Source organism: Pseudomonas sp. Pseusp11 (assembly GCF_047304405.1).
GTDB lineage: Bacteria > Pseudomonadota > Gammaproteobacteria > Pseudomonadales > Pseudomonadaceae > Aquipseudomonas.
This window is the reverse complement of sequence record NZ_JBGLZF010000078.1, coordinates 1-14,385: the sequence shown is the minus strand read 5'-3', so window position 1 is coordinate 14,385 and position 14,385 is coordinate 1. Positions and strand designations below refer to the sequence as shown.

At 60.9% G+C, this 14,385-nt stretch carries 14 protein-coding genes; 5 read left to right on the top strand and 9 right to left on the bottom strand.

Going from position 1 to position 14,385, the window contains the following annotated elements; all coding sequences use genetic code 11:
• Nucleotides 1-178: 178 nt before the first annotated feature.
• A complete protein-coding gene (queF, locus tag ACCC96_RS29795) occupies nt 179-1,009 on the bottom strand; it encodes an NADPH-dependent 7-cyano-7-deazaguanine reductase QueF (RefSeq protein WP_007935274.1) in 831 nt (276 codons plus the stop codon).
• A gap of 61 nt (nt 1,010-1,070) precedes the next feature.
• Nucleotides 1,071-1,607 (bottom strand): plastocyanin/azurin family copper-binding protein, encoded by a 537-nt coding sequence (locus ACCC96_RS29790; RefSeq protein ID WP_413697690.1) that lies wholly within the window; start codon nt 1,605-1,607, stop codon nt 1,071-1,073.
• A 154-nt stretch (nt 1,608-1,761) separates the two neighbouring features.
• Between ACCC96_RS29790 and ACCC96_RS29785 the strand changes: the two genes are divergently transcribed.
• A complete protein-coding gene (locus ACCC96_RS29785) occupies nt 1,762-2,442 on the top strand; it encodes a heavy metal response regulator transcription factor (RefSeq protein ID WP_305426184.1) in 681 nt (226 codons plus the stop codon).
• Nucleotides 2,442-3,791, top strand: coding sequence for a heavy metal sensor histidine kinase (locus ACCC96_RS29780; RefSeq protein ID WP_413697689.1), 1,350 nt, complete (start codon nt 2,442-2,444; stop codon nt 3,789-3,791). The genes ACCC96_RS29785 and ACCC96_RS29780 overlap by 1 nt, the downstream gene beginning before the upstream one ends.
• 35 nt (nt 3,792-3,826) lie before the next feature.
• Here ACCC96_RS29780 and ACCC96_RS29775 read toward each other — a convergent pair whose 3' ends face one another.
• From ACCC96_RS29775 to ACCC96_RS29765, 3 genes are all read right to left on the bottom strand, one after another.
• On the bottom strand, nt 3,827-5,071 hold the full coding sequence (locus ACCC96_RS29775; protein WP_018928148.1) for a lipoprotein-releasing ABC transporter permease subunit: 1,245 nt from the start codon (nt 5,069-5,071) through the stop codon (nt 3,827-3,829).
• A 65-nt stretch (nt 5,072-5,136) separates the two neighbouring features.
• Entirely contained in the window at nt 5,137-5,820 is a 684-nt protein-coding gene (gene lolD / locus ACCC96_RS29770; RefSeq protein WP_018928149.1) for a lipoprotein-releasing ABC transporter ATP-binding protein LolD, read from the bottom strand.
• Between the two features lie 7 nt (nt 5,821-5,827).
• Nucleotides 5,828-7,078 (bottom strand): lipoprotein-releasing ABC transporter permease subunit, encoded by a 1,251-nt coding sequence (locus ACCC96_RS29765; RefSeq protein ID WP_258673107.1) that lies wholly within the window; start codon nt 7,076-7,078, stop codon nt 5,828-5,830.
• A 94-nt stretch (nt 7,079-7,172) separates the two neighbouring features.
• Between ACCC96_RS29765 and ACCC96_RS29760 the strand changes: the two genes are divergently transcribed.
• Both ACCC96_RS29760 and ACCC96_RS29755 read left to right on the top strand, forming a co-directional pair.
• Nucleotides 7,173-7,754, top strand: a complete 582-nt coding sequence (locus ACCC96_RS29760) for a PilZ domain-containing protein (protein WP_019649415.1) — start codon at nt 7,173-7,175, stop codon at nt 7,752-7,754.
• 13 nt (nt 7,755-7,767) lie between these two features.
• Complete coding sequence (locus ACCC96_RS29755) at nt 7,768-8,490, top strand: glycerophosphodiester phosphodiesterase family protein (protein ID WP_019649416.1); 723 nt, start codon at nt 7,768-7,770, stop codon at nt 8,488-8,490.
• A gap of 42 nt (nt 8,491-8,532) precedes the next feature.
• Here the strand turns inward: ACCC96_RS29755 and sthA are convergent, their stop codons facing one another.
• Entirely contained in the window at nt 8,533-9,927 is a 1,395-nt protein-coding gene (gene sthA / locus ACCC96_RS29750; protein WP_019649417.1) for a Si-specific NAD(P)(+) transhydrogenase, read from the bottom strand.
• Nucleotides 9,928-10,134: 207 nt separating this feature from the next.
• Nucleotides 10,135-11,184 carry an FAD:protein FMN transferase gene (locus tag ACCC96_RS29745; RefSeq protein ID WP_413697688.1) on the bottom strand — a complete coding sequence of 350 codons (1,050 nt, stop codon included), beginning with the start codon at nt 11,182-11,184 and terminating at the stop codon, nt 10,135-10,137.
• Between the two features lie 159 nt (nt 11,185-11,343).
• On the opposite strand from ACCC96_RS29745, the gene ACCC96_RS29740 reads away from it, so the two are divergent.
• Complete coding sequence (locus ACCC96_RS29740; RefSeq protein ID WP_413697687.1) at nt 11,344-12,645, top strand: MFS transporter; 1,302 nt, start codon at nt 11,344-11,346, stop codon at nt 12,643-12,645.
• A gap of 19 nt (nt 12,646-12,664) precedes the next feature.
• Here the strand turns inward: ACCC96_RS29740 and ACCC96_RS29735 are convergent, their stop codons facing one another.
• Both ACCC96_RS29735 and ACCC96_RS29730 read right to left on the bottom strand, forming a co-directional pair.
• Nucleotides 12,665-13,591 (bottom strand): LysR family transcriptional regulator, encoded by a 927-nt coding sequence (locus tag ACCC96_RS29735; RefSeq protein ID WP_026345836.1) that lies wholly within the window; start codon nt 13,589-13,591, stop codon nt 12,665-12,667.
• Between the two features lie 28 nt (nt 13,592-13,619).
• Nucleotides 13,620-14,385 (bottom strand): quinone oxidoreductase family protein (locus ACCC96_RS29730; RefSeq protein WP_413697686.1); only part of this gene is annotated, 766 nt, incomplete at its 5' end.

Genomic DNA, 14,385 nt, shown 5'->3' with positions numbered 1-14,385 from the left:
CTGAAATACAAAACGCCCGATGCGGTGCATCGGGCGTTGGGGTGAAACAGGTGTAAACCTATTTCAGGACTAGACACAGAAGCAAAAGCAAAAAGATCGCAGCCTTCGGCAGCTCCTACATTGGGACGACGTACACCCTGTAGGAGCTGCCGAAGGCTGCGATCTTTTGATCTTTAACCTACTGACGGACCAGCCGATGGTTCGGCAGTTGCACCTCTTCGGTGCTGCGATACGGGTTGATGTCCAGCCCACCTCGACGCACATACCGCGCGTACACCGTCAATTTCTCCGGCTTCAGCAACCGCTGCAGGTCGAGGAAAATCCGCTCCACGCACTGCTCATGGAAGTCCGAGTGCTGGCGGAAGCTCACGATGTATTCCAGCAAACTCGCGTGATCCAGCGCCGCGCCACGATACTCCACCACCACGCTGCCCCAGTCCGGCTGACTGGTGACCGGGCAGTTGGATTTGAGCAAATGGCTGTGCACGCACTCTTCAACGATGCGCGACTCATCGCAACGCAGCAGTTCCGGACGCGGGTGCTCATAGTTGCTGACACTGATGTCCAGGTCATCGATGCACACGCCCGGCAACGCCACGACGCCTTCCGCCTCTACCTCTTTCAGGCTGCGAACCCGCACGCCCACCGGTTTGCCGGCAGCGGCCGAGAGGTCTTTCACCAGCGTCGCTTCAAGGCTGGCGGTGTCGGCAAATGGCGTCTGGTTCAGCGAGTTGAGGTACAGCTTGAACGACTTCGACTCGATGATGTTCGGCGAATCCGCCGGAATGCTGAATTCGCCAATCGCCACCACGGGCTTGCCGGACGGCAACAGCCACGACAGCTCGAAGCAGTTCCAGAAATCCACGCCCTTGTACGGCAGGGTTTGCGCGGTCAGGCCCAGCTCGGCCCATTTCGCGGTGCGCGGGATCGGGAACAGCAAGGACGGCGTGTAGGTGGCGATGTATTCGCTGGATTTGCCCAGCGGCGAATGTTCGGCTGCGGGATGCATGGCGGAAACCTGACTGAAGAATCAGCGGATTCTACCAGCCTTTGCTCCCGCCTTTGAGTGCTTACTGACTGACTGTCAGTTTGCCGACCATGCCGGCCTGGTAATGGCCGGGGATGTTGCAGGCAAATTCCAGGTTAGTGGCCTTGGTGAAGGTCCAGGTCAGCTCGGCGGTTTTACCCGGTTCCACCAACACACTGTTGGGGTCGTCATGCTTCATGCCGTGATCCATGGCGCCATGATCCATTCCGGCCATGGAACCGTGGTCCATGGCCTTCATGCCTGTAGGCATCAGCATGCCGCTTTGCTGCATCTTGAGCATTTCCTGCTGATGCCTGGCATGCATCTGTGCATCGCCGAGGTTGAATTCATGCAGCAACTGTCCTTTATTCACCAGTACGAGACGCACGGTTTCCCCGGCCTTGATATCGATAGTCTTGGGGCTGAAGGTCATATCGCCCATTACCACTTCAACGCTGCGGGTGGCCTGGGCGGCCGAGGCTGGTTGACCGAAATCGTAGGTCTGCGCCGGTGAGGCTTCCAGCCCTAAACTCAAAGTCAGCAAACAAGCGGCCAGTACCAGACGCTTTTGCAAAAACATAGTCGCACTCCAATAAGATGAGGTTCAGCTTGTGGGAAACTCTACTCCGCCGGCTCTGCCAGCTACCTGACAGGCAGATTACAACTTTGTCAGATTGGCCAGCTTCCTCGCCGCCCACGGTATAACGCACCTGTTCAAACTGCCCGAGTCGCCCATGAAACTGCTGATCGTCGAAGACCAACCGAAAACCGGCCACTACCTGCGCCAGGGCCTGACCGAGGCCGGGTTCAATACCGAACTGGTGGCAGACGGCACCACCGGCCAGCAGCTGGCCTTGAGTGGCGATTACGCTTTGTTGATTCTCGATGTGATGCTGCCTGGACGCGATGGCTGGCAGATTCTGCAAGCGGTGCGCGGTGCAGGCCTGGACACGCCGGTACTGTTTCTGACCGCGCGGGACGCGGTGGAGGATAGAGTCCACGGCCTGGAACTGGGCGCCGACGACTACCTGGTCAAACCTTTCGCCTTCTCCGAACTGCTGGCCCGGGTTCGCAGCCTGCTGCGTCGCGGCAGCGCCACGCCCCAGGAAACCAGCCTGCAACTGGCCGATTTGCGCCTGGACCTGATCCGTCGCCGGGTCGAGCGTAACGGTCAGCGCATCGACCTGACCGCCAAGGAATTCGCCCTGCTGGAAATGCTCCTGCGGCGCCAGGGCGAAGTTCTGCCCAAGTCGCTGATCGCGTCCCAGGTGTGGGACATGAATTTCGACAGCGACACCAACGTCATCGAAGTGGCGATCCGCCGGTTGCGCCTGAAGATCGACGACGATTTCCCGAACAAGTTGATCCACACCGTGCGCGGCATGGGTTACGTCCTTGAAGAGCGCCCCGCCTGATGCGCCGGCTTTCATTAAGCAACCGCCTGGCACTGCTGTTTGCCGCCTGCACTGCGGTGGTGTCGTTGTTCGCCGGGGTGTTGTTCAGCCGCGCCAGCGAGGCGCACTTTGTCGAGTTGGACCAGCAGCTGCTGGATGACAAACTGATTGGTTTACGTCGGGCGCTGGATGACATTCAGGCCGGCGACGCCGAGGCCAGGCTGGCCGATGAATTGAGCCGACAGGCCGATCTTTCGCTGCGCATCATTAGCAGTGACGGCCAACGCATGTACGACAGCTCGCCCAGCGTGCCCAAAGAATTACCGCGCAAGCATGGCCTGTCGACAGTGAGCGATGACGGCACCGATTACCGCGTCCTGAATGCGCCGCTGTTCCTCGACAAACCCGACTCACCGCAACTGACCTTGTTGCTGGACATCACCCATCACCAACACTTTCTGCAGCGCATGCAGCACCTGATCTGGCTGACGGTCGGCCTCTCGGCCCTGGCCACCGCCCTGCTCGGTGCCTGGGCGGCGCGCAGTGGTTTGCGTCCGTTGCTGCGCATGAGTGCGGTCGCCAGCGGCGTGTCGGCGCAATCGCTCAACGCCCGCCTGCCGGAAGCAGGCATGCCGCCGGAACTCGCGGAAATGGCCCACAGCTTCAACGCCATGCTCGGACGCCTCGATGACTCTTTTCAGCGGCTCTCGGCCTTTTCCGCCGACATCGCCCATGAACTGCGCACACCGCTGTCGAACCTGCTGACCCACACCCAAGTCACCCTCACCCGCCCTCGCCCCCTTGAGGATTACCGCGAGGCGCTGCACAGCAACCTCGAAGAACTGCAATGGATGGCGCAACTGGTCAACGACATGTTGTACCTGGCCAAGGCTGACCACGGCTTGCTGATGCCCAAGCGCGAACCGCTGGACCTGGCGGAAGAAGCGGATGTGCTGCTGGAGTTTTTCGCGCCGCTGGCCGAGGACGCCCGGGTGAAGCTGAGTCGTGACGGCCGCGCGAGCCTGCAGGGCGATCGCAGCATGCTGCGCAGGGCATTGTCCAACTTGCTGGACAATGCGTTGCGGTTTACCCCGGCCGGTGGTGAGGTGCGGGTAAAGATTGTCGAGCAACCGGCAGGCTTGAGCCTGACTGTTGAAAACAGTGGGGACGGGATTTCAGAAGACTTGTTGCCGCGGTTGTTTGACCGTTTCTACCGGGCAGACCCCGCGCGCCGTGAAGGCAGCAGTGAGCATGCGGGATTGGGGCTGGCGATCACCCAGTCGATCATCCGCGCCCATGGCGGGCAGATTCGTTGCGAATCGGCTCAGGGGTGGACGCGGTTTGTGATTGAGTTGCCAAGAAAGGACTGAGGCCAGCAGGACTGGCCCCCTCGCGGTCTAACGGACTACGAATACCGCAACGCGGTAGCCGGCTCGACTTTCGCCGCCCGCCACGCCGGATATACCGTCGCCAGAAAGCTCATGATGAAACCGGCGGAGCAGATCAACAGCACATCCGCGCCCTGCAATTCGGACGGCAAGTTGCTGACGAAGTACACATCGGAACTGAAGATGTGCTGTCCGCTGACCCGCTCCATCCAGCCCACCAGTTCACTGACGTTCAACGCCGCGATCACGCCCAGCACGCCACCGATCAAGGTGCCGACAATCCCGATCACCGTGCCCTGCACCATAAAGATCGCCATGATCTGCCGAGGTGTGGCGCCGATGGTGCGCAGGATGGCGATGTCCGCGCCCTTGTCGTTCACCACCATGATCAGCGTGGCAATGATGTTGAACGCTGCCACCGCGACGATCATCAGCAACAGCAGGCCGATCATGGTTTTTTCCATCTTCATCGCGCTGAACAGACTGCCCTGGGTGTGGGTCCAGTCGTCAGCCTTGTAGGCGGCGCCCAGACCGGTCGCGATGTCGCTCGATACTTGCGGCGCGGCGTACAGATCCTTCACCGCCAGGCGCACGCTCTGTACCTGATTCGGCTGCCAGTGCTGCATTTGCGCGGCATCGGCCATGTGGATCAGCGCCATCGAACCGTCCAGTTCGGCACCGACCTTGAACACGCCCACCACGTTCAGCCGCTGCATGCGCGGGGTAATGCCACCCGGTGCATTGCTGACTTCCGGCACGATCAGGGTGATCTTGTCGCCGACGTTCAAGCGAAAGCGCCGCGCGGTGATCTCGCCGATCACCACGCCGAACTCGCCCGGCTTCAAGGCGTCGAGACGCCCCTGAACAATGTGCTTGGCAACGATCGAGACCTTGCTTTCCAGCGCCGGATCGACCCCGCTGACCTGGATCGGCTGCATGGTGCCCTTGTAGGACAGCATGCCTTCCATCTCGGTGAATGGCACGGCGGCGGTGACTTCAGGATTCTTCATCGCCGCGGCGGCCACCGGCTGCCAATCGTCGATAGGGTTCACGCCGACGATGGTCGCGTGGGGCACCATGCCGAGGATGCGCGAGCTCATTTCGCGCTGGAAGCCGTTCATCACCGACAGCACCACGATCATCGCCAGCACGCCCAGGGCGAGGCCGATCATCGAGGTCATCGAGATGAAGGAAACAAAGCGATTGCGGCGCTTGGCGCGGGTATAGCGCGTGCCGATAAAGATCGATAACGGTCTGAACATTCGCTGGGGCACCGTATAAAAATAAAAGACCCGACGCACTGTTCAGTGCGCCGGGTTTCAGCCAATCAGATGGGGGTCAGGCAACCTTCCTGCAAATGCAGGACGCGATCCATCTGGCGAGCCAGGTTCATGTCGTGGGTCACCACCAGGAACGCCGTGCGCATCGAGGTGCTGAGTTCCAGCATCAAATCCTGAATGCCCTGGGCGGTGTGGGAGTCGAGGTTGCCGGTCGGTTCGTCGAGCATCACCAGGCCTGGCTTGTTCACCAAGGCGCGGGCGATGGCCACACGCTGGCGTTCGCCACCGGACAATTCCGCCGGCTTGTGCTCCAGACGATGCCCCAGCCCTACCCGCTCCAGCAACGCCGTCGCGCGCTGACGTGCCTCTGGGATCGCGGTTTTGCCGATCAGCAGCGGCATGCAGACGTTTTCCAGCGCGGTGAACTCAGGCAGCAAATGGTGGAACTGGTAAACAAAACCCAGCGACCGGTTGCGCAACAGGCCACGGGCCTTTTCGTTCAATGCCGAGAGTTCTTCACCGGCCAGCCAGACGCTGCCCTTGGTCGGCGTATCGAGGCCGCCCAGCAGGTTGAGCAAAGTACTTTTGCCCGAACCCGATGTACCGACGATCGCCACGCGCTCACCCGGATGCAGTTCCAGCTGCAGACCGGCCAGAACCTCTACCGATTCCGGGCCTTCCACGTAGGATTTGCCCAGGTTGCGGCAGCTCAAGATTGCTTTATCACTCATGCCCGACTCACTCATAACGTAGCGCCTCCGCAGGCTGGGTGCGCGCAGCACGCCAGGCTGGATACAGGGTGGCGAGGAAACTCAGGACCAACGCGGCGGCGCAGACCATCAACACGTCCTGGCTCTGCACTTGCGACGGCAGGTAATCGATGAAATACACGTCGGCGTTCAAGAACTTGTGGCCGATCAGCCCTTCGAGGGCCGAGATCGCCGCGCTGACGTTCAGTGCGGCGAAGATCCCGACCACGGCACCGATCAGCGTACCGACCACACCAATGACCGTGCCCTGGACCATGAACGTCGCCATGATCGAGCCCGGCGTGGCGCCCAGGGTGCGCAGAATCGCGATATCGCCCTTCTTGTCGTTCACCACCATCACCAGCGTGGAAATGATGTTGAACGCAGCAACGGCGACGATCAGCAGCAACAGCAGGCCGATCATGGCTTTTTCCATGCGGATCGCCTGATAAAGATTGCCGTGGGTACGGGTCCAGTCGCGGGCGTAGTACTTGTCTTCGCCAAGTTGCTGGGCGATGGTCCACGCGGTGCGCGGCGCCTGGAACAGGTCGTCGAACTTCAGTCGCAAGCCCTGAACCTGATCCGGTTGCCAGCGGTGCAACCTGGCAAGATCCTGCAGATTGGTCAGGCCCAGATAGCCGTCCAGCTCACCGGCGCCGACATGGAAGATGCCGACCACAGTAAAGCGTTTCATGCGCGGGAACATCCCGGCCGGAGTCACGGTGACTTCCGGCGCGACAAACGTCAGCTTGTCGCCAACCGCCGCGCCGAGCTTGGCTGCCGCCTTGTCGCCGATGACGATGCCGAAACTGCCCGGCGCCAGGTCGTCGAGTTTGCCCTGCTGCATGAAGTTATCAATGATCGACACCTGCCGTTCCTGCACAGGGTCGATGGCATTGAGCAGCACTTTGGAGACCTTGCCGTTGTTGGTCAGCAGGCCCTGCATCTGGACGAAGGGCGCAACTGCCGCCACCTGCGGGTTCTGCTTGACCTTGGCGGCCAGGCTTTGCCAGTCGCTGATTGGCTCGCCGGACTCGATGGTCGCGTGGGGCACCATGCCCAGCACACGGGTGCGCATCTCATGATCGAAGCCGTTCATGACCGACAGCACCACGATCATCACGACCACGCCGAGGGCGAGTCCGATCATCGAGGTCAGGGAAATGAATGACACAAAATGATTGCGACGTTTTGCACGGGTATAACGCGTGCCGATAAATACGAAGAGAGGTCTGAACATGTCGGGGCTTGTTCGGAGGGAAAAGGAACGTCCTTGTGGCGGGGGTCGATAACCAGCTTTACACTCAGACCACCGCCGCTACCATGGGTTCGCCATGTCGACATTAGATGAAGAAGATCGCCGCGAATACTACCGTATCGAGGACACGATCGCACTGGAAATTCGGCCCCTGTCTGCTCCCGAAGCAGCAGGCCAGGAAGTGTTGCAGGATGCTTCCCCGCTATTCAACCTGCTCAGCGAACTGCACCTGAGCGAATTCGAGTCGCAACACCTGTTGCGCCAGATCAACGAACGCGACCGGACCATCGCCGCATTCCTGAAATCACAGAACAAACGCATCGATCTGCTGAGCCAGGTGGTCGCCCTGACCGTGCTCGGACAGATCGGCGAACCGCAGCCGGTGATCATCTCCGAAGGTGGCATCGACTTTCAGCATCCGACGCCCATTGCCACCGGCGCGCACCTGTCGGTCAAGCTGGTGCTGATGCCACAAGCCCTCGGCCTGTTGCTGCGGGCCCGCGTCACCCATTGCGACCGCAAGGGTGGCGGCTACGACGTCGGCACCGAGTTCGAATACCTGTCCGATGCCCAGCGACAACTGCTGGCCCGCTACATCTTGCAGCGACAGGCACAAGAACGACGCCTGGCGCGCGAACAAAACGAAACCGGCCATTAATTAAGGAAGAACCGTGACTCTCATCTACGGCCATCGCGGCGCCAAAGGCGAAGCACCGGAAAACACCCTGACCAGCTTTCAGCAATGCCTCAAGCACGGCGTGCGCCGTTGCGAACTGGACCTGCACCTGTCCATGGACGGCGAGTTGATGGTGATCCACGACCCGACCCTCAAACGCACCACCGACCGCCGCGGCAAAGTGGTCGAACACACGGCTGCGGAGCTGGTGACCTACGACGCGCGCAAGGGTGGCCCGGGCTGGATCAAACCCTGCCCGATTCCAACGCTGGAACAATTGTTCGAACAATGCGATTTCGAGCACTGGCAACTGGAAGTCAAAAGTGCTTCACGCACCCGTGCCGCAACCACCGTGCTGGCGATTCGTGAAATGGCCCAGCGTTTCGGCATACGGGACAAGGTCACGATTACCTCGAGTTCACGCGAAGTGTTGAAAGCCGCGCTGGACCTGGTGCCGGACGTGTCTCGCGGACTGGTGGCCGAGTACGCCTGGCTCGACCCGTTGAAGGTCGCGCAAAACTATGGCTGTGAGATGCTGGCGCTGAACTGGACCCTGTGTACGCCGGAACGCCTGCAGAAGGCGCAGCGTCAGGGGCTGCATGTGTCGGTGTGGACAGTCAACGAGCCTGCGCTGATGCGCAGGCTCGCCGACTTCGGCGTTGACAGCCTGATTACAGACTTTCCCGGTTTGGCCACCGCCACGCTCGAGAATTGCTGAAATCGGTCTCCCCGGCCGGCTCAGGCCACCGGCCGGAGCCGCTCAAAAAAGCCGGTTGAGGCCATCGTACGCCGCTACCCGATAGGCTTCAGCCATGGTCGGGTAGTTGAACGTCGTGTTGACGAAGTACTTCAGGGTGTTCTGCTCGCCCGGCTGGTTCATGATCGCCTGACCGATGTGCACGATCTCCGACGCCTGATAACCGAAGCAGTGAACGCCCAGCACTTCCAGCGTCTCGCGGTGGAACAGGATCTTCAGCATGCCTTGCGGCTCGCCGGCGATCTGCGCACGCGCCATGCTCTTGAAGAATGCCTTGCCCACTTCGTACGGCACCTTGGCCTGGGTCAGCTCCTGCTCGTTCTTGCCGATCGAGCTGATCTCCGGAATGGTGTAGATGCCGGTCGGCACGTCGTTGACGAAGCGCCAGCTGTTGTTATCGACGATGCTGCCAGCGGCCGAACGACCCTGGTCGTGGGCGGCACTGGCCAGGCTCGGCCAGCCGATCACGTCGCCGGCGCCATAAATGTTCGGCACGCAGGTGCGGTAGGCCTCGTCGACTTCGATCTGGCCACGGCTGTTGACCTTCACGCCGATGTTTTCCAGACCCAGCTGATCGGTGTTGCCGGTACGGCCGTTGCACCAGAGCAAGGCGTCGGCCTTGATCTTCTTGCCGGACTTGAGGTGCAGGATCACGCCGTTGTCCACGCCTTCGACGCGGTCGTAGTCTTCGTTGTGGCGAACCGTGATGTTGTTGTTGCTGAAGTGGTAGCTCAGGGCCTGGGAAATTTCCGAGTCGAGGAAGCTCAGCAACTGACCACGGTTGTCCACCAGTTCAACCAATACACCCAGACCACTGAAGATCGAGGCGTATTCGCAACCGATCACGCCGGCGCCGTAAACAATAAGTTTACGCGGGGTGTGGCCGAGGCTGAGGATGGTGTCGCTATCGTAGATACGCGGGTGATGGAAATCGATGTCCGCCGGGCGATAAGGACGCGAGCCGGTGGCGATGATGATGTGCTTGGCCACCAGTTTTTCAACTACGCCGTTGGCGCAGACGACTTCGATGGTTTGCTCGTCGGCGAAGCTGCCGGTGCCGAAGAACACGTCGACGCGGTTACGGGCGTAGTAGCCGGTGCGCGAGGCGACTTGTTTGGAGATGACTTTTTCAGCGCTTTTCAACACGTCCGGGAACGAGAACCAGCGCGGCTCACCAATGGCCCGGAACATCGGGTTGGTGTTGAACTGCATGATCTGCCGGACCGAGTGACGCAAGGCCTTGGACGGGATGGTGCCCAGGTGGGTGCAGTTGCCGCCGACCTGGCGACGGCTATCGACCATCGCTACCTTGCGCCCTGCCTTGGCGGCGTTCATTGCCGCGCCTTCTCCCGCCGGGCCGGAACCCAACACCACCACATCGTAGTTGTAGACAGCCATGCGTACTCCTCAGAACAGGCCGCGGCACCCTCGGCGCCTGCGGCTAAATCACGCCGAACGGCGGCGTGAAGGAACAATTTGGGGCCAGTGCAGAACCCGGACACAGTCTATAGAAGCGTCAACGCCGCGCACATTAACCCTTGGTCGCGTCGTAGGCTAGTTTTGCCTGCACTACAAAGCCATCGAAAAATGCTTTTGCTGGCGCAATCACTCGGTTTTCTCACCGGTCAGGCGCTCAAAAGCAGGATTGGTGCGTGTGACAAAACCTGTATCGGCACGAATCACAAAGAATGCAGCAATGTCATGCGTTTGGGCATAGTCCCAACCCCGTTCAGGGCCAAGAATCAGCAACAGCGTCGATAAGCCATCGGCCATCAACGCTGAAGGATGAATCACCGTGACTGACGCCAGAGTGTGTAGGACCGGTGTTCCGGTGCGGGCATCGAAGGTGTGGGAATAGCGCCGGCCACCCTGCTCGAAATAGTTACGGTAGTCACCGGAGGTGGACACGCCGTAGCCGTCGACGGCGATGACACGCTCGGCCACTTGCTGATCATCACGGGGTTCTTCCAGGGCGATGCGCCACGGTGAGCCGTCGAGTTTTTTGCCGACGGCCTTGAGTTCACCGGTGGCTTCAGCGAGGTAGTCGTGGATGCCCAGCGCTTCGAGTCTGGCGGCAATCGTGTCGACCGCGTAACCGGCAGCGATGCTGTTGAAGTCGACTTCGACCGCGGCATCCTTGCACAACTGGTCACCGTCAATGCGCAAGTGGCTGTGGCCGACGCGCTGCCGCACCTCGGCCAACGCTTCGGCACTCGGGACTTTCTCCTCACGCGCCTGCGGGCCAAATCCCCAGAGGTTGAGCAGCGGCTCCACCGTCAGGTCGTAGGAGCCGTCGCTTTGGGATGACAACTGTTCGCCCACACGGATCAATTCAAGGATCGGCGTGGGCATTTTCTGACAGTGGTTGGCGGGCAAATTATTGAAGCGCTCGATGTCCGAGTCGCTGCGATAGGTCGAAAATTGTCGATCCACTTCGGCGAGGATATTTTCCACTTCGGCCTGCACCGCTTTCGGCCCGGGCGTGGAGGCATGTCTTACGTATTGAATGGAATAACGACTGCCCATGGTCGGGCCGTCGAAGCGTTCCAGGCTGTCGCCGTTGCCACAACCGGATAAAACGCCGGCCAGCACCACAAGTCCGCCCCACCGTCCAGTTAACAAATCTTCATCTCCCCTCAAAACCGCGCCCGCCATTATGGGCTTCAGAGCGCATGGGAGCGAGCCTGCTCGCGATAGCGGTGACCGGTTTTACGATTGCTGCGCAATCGAACGGGAGCAAGCTCCCTCGCCACAAAGGCTCGCTCCACAGGTGCAGCGCTTTCAAACAAGATTGACCAGAGTGAGTATCTACAAATGTCTTCCAGCACGAGCAAAGGCAAAGCGATTTTTCGCGTTGTCAGCGGTAACTTTCTCGAAATGTTCGACTTCATGGTCTACGGTTTTTACGCCACGGCCATTGCCAAAACCTTCTTTCCCGCCGATAGCGCGTTTGCTTCCCTGATGCTGTCTCTGGCCACTTTCGGGGCCGGTTTCCTGATGCGTCCGCTGGGGGCGATTTTCCTCGGGGCCTACATCGACCGTCATGGCCGCCGCAAAGGCCTGATCATCACGCTGGCGATGATGGCCGCCGGCACGGTGCTGATTGCCGGTGTGCCGGGTTATGCCACGCTGGGCGTCGCGGCGCCGCTGATCGTATTGTTCGGCCGCCTGTTGCAAGGCTTCTCCGCTGGCGTGGAACTGGGTGGTGTGTCGGTGTACCTCGCCGAAATTTCCACACCGGGTCGCAAAGGCTTCTTCGTCAGTTGGCAGTCCGCCAGCCAGCAAGCCGCGGTGGTATTCGCCGGCCTGCTCGGCGTGGGCTTGAACCATTGGCTGAGCCCCGACCAAATGGGTGATTGGGGCTGGCGCGTGCCGTTCCTGATCGGCTGCATGATCGTGCCGGCGATCTTCGTGATCCGCCGTTCGCTGGAAGAAACCCCGGAATTCCAGGCACGCAAACACCGCCCTACCCTGCGGGACATCGTCCGCTCGATCGGTCAGAACTTTGGCATCGTCCTCGCCGGCATGGCGCTGGTGGTGATGACCACGGTGTCGTTCTACCTGATCACCGCCTACACCCCGACCTTCGGCAAAGCCGAGCTGCATCTGTCGGATCTGGATGCATTGCTGGTGACGGTGTGCATCGGCCTGTCGAACTTCTTCTGGCTGCCGGTGATGGGCGCGCTTTCCGACAAGATCGGACGCAAACCCCTGCTGCTGGGCGCGACGATTCTGGCAATCCTCACGGCTTATCCGGCGCTGTCGTGGCTGGTGGCGAACCCCAGCTTCAGCCATTTGCTGATTGTCGAGTTGTGGCTGTCGTTCCTGTATGGCTCGTACAACGGCGCCATGGTGGTGGCCCTGACCGAGATCATGCCGGTGGAAGTTCGCACCACCGGTTTCTCCCTGGCCTACAGCCTGGCGACCGCAACGTTCGGTGGTTTCACCCCGGCGGCCTGTACGTACCTGATCCATGTGCTGGACAACAAGGCAGCGCCGGGGATCTGGCTCAGTGGCGCGGCGGTGCTGGGGTTGATCGCGACACTGGTGTTGTTCCGTGGCAATCGGCATGCGTTGCGCACGGCGCAAGCGGCGGTCGTCAGCGGCACTCACTAACAGGAACACAGAGAGGCCGTCACACGGCATGCAGCCAAGGCGGCCCCTCTGCGAATCTGGTCTCAAGCCATGTCTTGAATGCCATGAGCGTCGCCGGTGTGAAGGCGGCGGACGCTCGCACCAGATAAATCCCGCCCTGGGCATCCAGATCCCACTCCGGCAGAACGCGCACCAACTGGCCGTTGGCGATCTCCCGGCTCATCAGCCACTCGCCGGCGCCCAGGATACCGACGCCGGCCTTGGCCGCAGCGAGCAACGCTTCGCCGTCGTTCGAGGTCAAGGTTCCCCGCGTGATGACCTTCTCGTGCCGATCGCCCTTCGACAAGCGCCACTCAGGGAACGCCGCCAAGCCGGTAAAGCCCAGGCAGTTGTGATCGGTCAGTTGTTTCGGATTGGTCGGTAAACCATGCTGCTCTATATAGGCAGGTGAAGCGCAGAGGATGCGGCGATGATCGCTGAGCTTCTTCGCCACCAGGCGGTTGTCATTCAATTCGCCGATACGAATTGCCGCATCGAATCCTTCAGCAATGATGTCGACGACACGATCACTGTAATCCACCTCGACGGAAACCTGCGGATGAGCTGCCAGAAATTCCGGCAACATCGGCGCCAGCCACAGGCGCCCCATCGCCGCCGGAAAAGCCAGGCGCAAAACGCCGCGCACCTGCGCGGCGCCCAGTGAGGCTTCCTGTTCGGCCTCGATAATCAACCCGGTGGCAGAACGCAGGCGTTCGACGAGGCGGTTGCCGGCATCGGTCAACCGCACCTGTCGTGTCGTACGCTCCATCAGCCGCACGCCCAAACGCTTTTCCATGGCCGCCAGCCGCTTTGAAATCACTGTCGGATGACGTTGCAGCAGGCGCCCGGCGGCCACGAATGAATGCGCCGAAGCAACCGCAAGCAACGCGGCAATTTCATCGATGTGGCGGCTGTCCAGTGGGTTCACGAAACGCTCTTCTTTCAAGTTCAGGCGATCAAGGTTTGAGGACAATCGCTCCGCGAGATTGGCCACCTTGCAGATCGGCATGGGCCTTGGCCACATCGGCCAATGCATAGCGGCCCCAGATACCGGGCTTGATTATGCCCGCCTCGACCGCGGCCAGTACATCATCGGCCCGTTGCCGGTATTCAGTGATATCCGCGGTGTGCGCACCCAGTGAAGGACGGGTCAGGAACAACGAGCCCTTGGCATTGAGCGTGGCCAGTTCGACCGCCGTCGGCGCCCCGGACGATGCGCCGAAAGACACCATCAACCCACGCGGTCGCAGGCAGTCGAGCGACGCTTCGAACGACACGCGCCCGATGGGATCGTAGACCACATCGGCTTTCTTGCCGTCGGTGATCTTCGCGACATCCGCGGCGAGTGTCTGGGCGTTGAACACCAGCACCGCATCGCAGCCCAGCGCCTTGGCCGTCTCGACACTCTCGGCCCGGGACACAATGCCGATGACAAAAGCCCCCAGGTGTTTGGCCCACCTCGCCATGATTTGCCCGAGACCGCCCGCTACCCCATACAGAACCATGACGGTGCCGGGGCCGACCGGATAAGTCGTCTTGAGCAGGTACTGCGCGGTAATGCCTTTGAACAGCACTGAGGCGGCCTCTTCAGCGGTCAACGCGTCGGGAATCGGCACCAGCCGCTCGGCCGGATACAGTCGTGCACTGGCGTAAGCGCCAACAGGCCCTGTGGCGTACGCCACCCGGTCGCCCACCTTGACGTTGCTCACCCCCGCGCCGATG

Coding starts and splice junctions, on each gene's coding strand:
- queF (WP_007935274.1), bottom strand. CDS start 1,009: ATGCATCCCGCAGCCGAACATTCGCCGCTGGGCAAATCCAGCGAATAC.
- ACCC96_RS29790 (WP_413697690.1), bottom strand. CDS start 1,607: ATGTTTTTGCAAAAGCGTCTGGTACTGGCCGCTTGTTTGCTGACTTTG.
- ACCC96_RS29785 (WP_305426184.1), top strand. CDS start 1,762: ATGAAACTGCTGATCGTCGAAGACCAACCGAAAACCGGCCACTACCTG.
- ACCC96_RS29780 (WP_413697689.1), top strand. CDS start 2,442: ATGCGCCGGCTTTCATTAAGCAACCGCCTGGCACTGCTGTTTGCCGCC.
- ACCC96_RS29775 (WP_018928148.1), bottom strand. CDS start 5,071: ATGTTCAGACCGTTATCGATCTTTATCGGCACGCGCTATACCCGCGCC.
- lolD (WP_018928149.1), bottom strand. CDS start 5,820: ATGAGTGATAAAGCAATCTTGAGCTGCCGCAACCTGGGCAAATCCTAC.
- ACCC96_RS29765 (WP_258673107.1), bottom strand. CDS start 7,078: ATGTTCAGACCTCTCTTCGTATTTATCGGCACGCGTTATACCCGTGCA.
- ACCC96_RS29760 (WP_019649415.1), top strand. CDS start 7,173: ATGTCGACATTAGATGAAGAAGATCGCCGCGAATACTACCGTATCGAG.
- sthA (WP_019649417.1), bottom strand. CDS start 9,927: ATGGCTGTCTACAACTACGATGTGGTGGTGTTGGGTTCCGGCCCGGCG.
- ACCC96_RS29745 (WP_413697688.1), bottom strand. CDS start 11,184: ATGGCGGGCGCGGTTTTGAGGGGAGATGAAGATTTGTTAACTGGACGG.
- ACCC96_RS29740 (WP_413697687.1), top strand. CDS start 11,344: ATGTCTTCCAGCACGAGCAAAGGCAAAGCGATTTTTCGCGTTGTCAGC.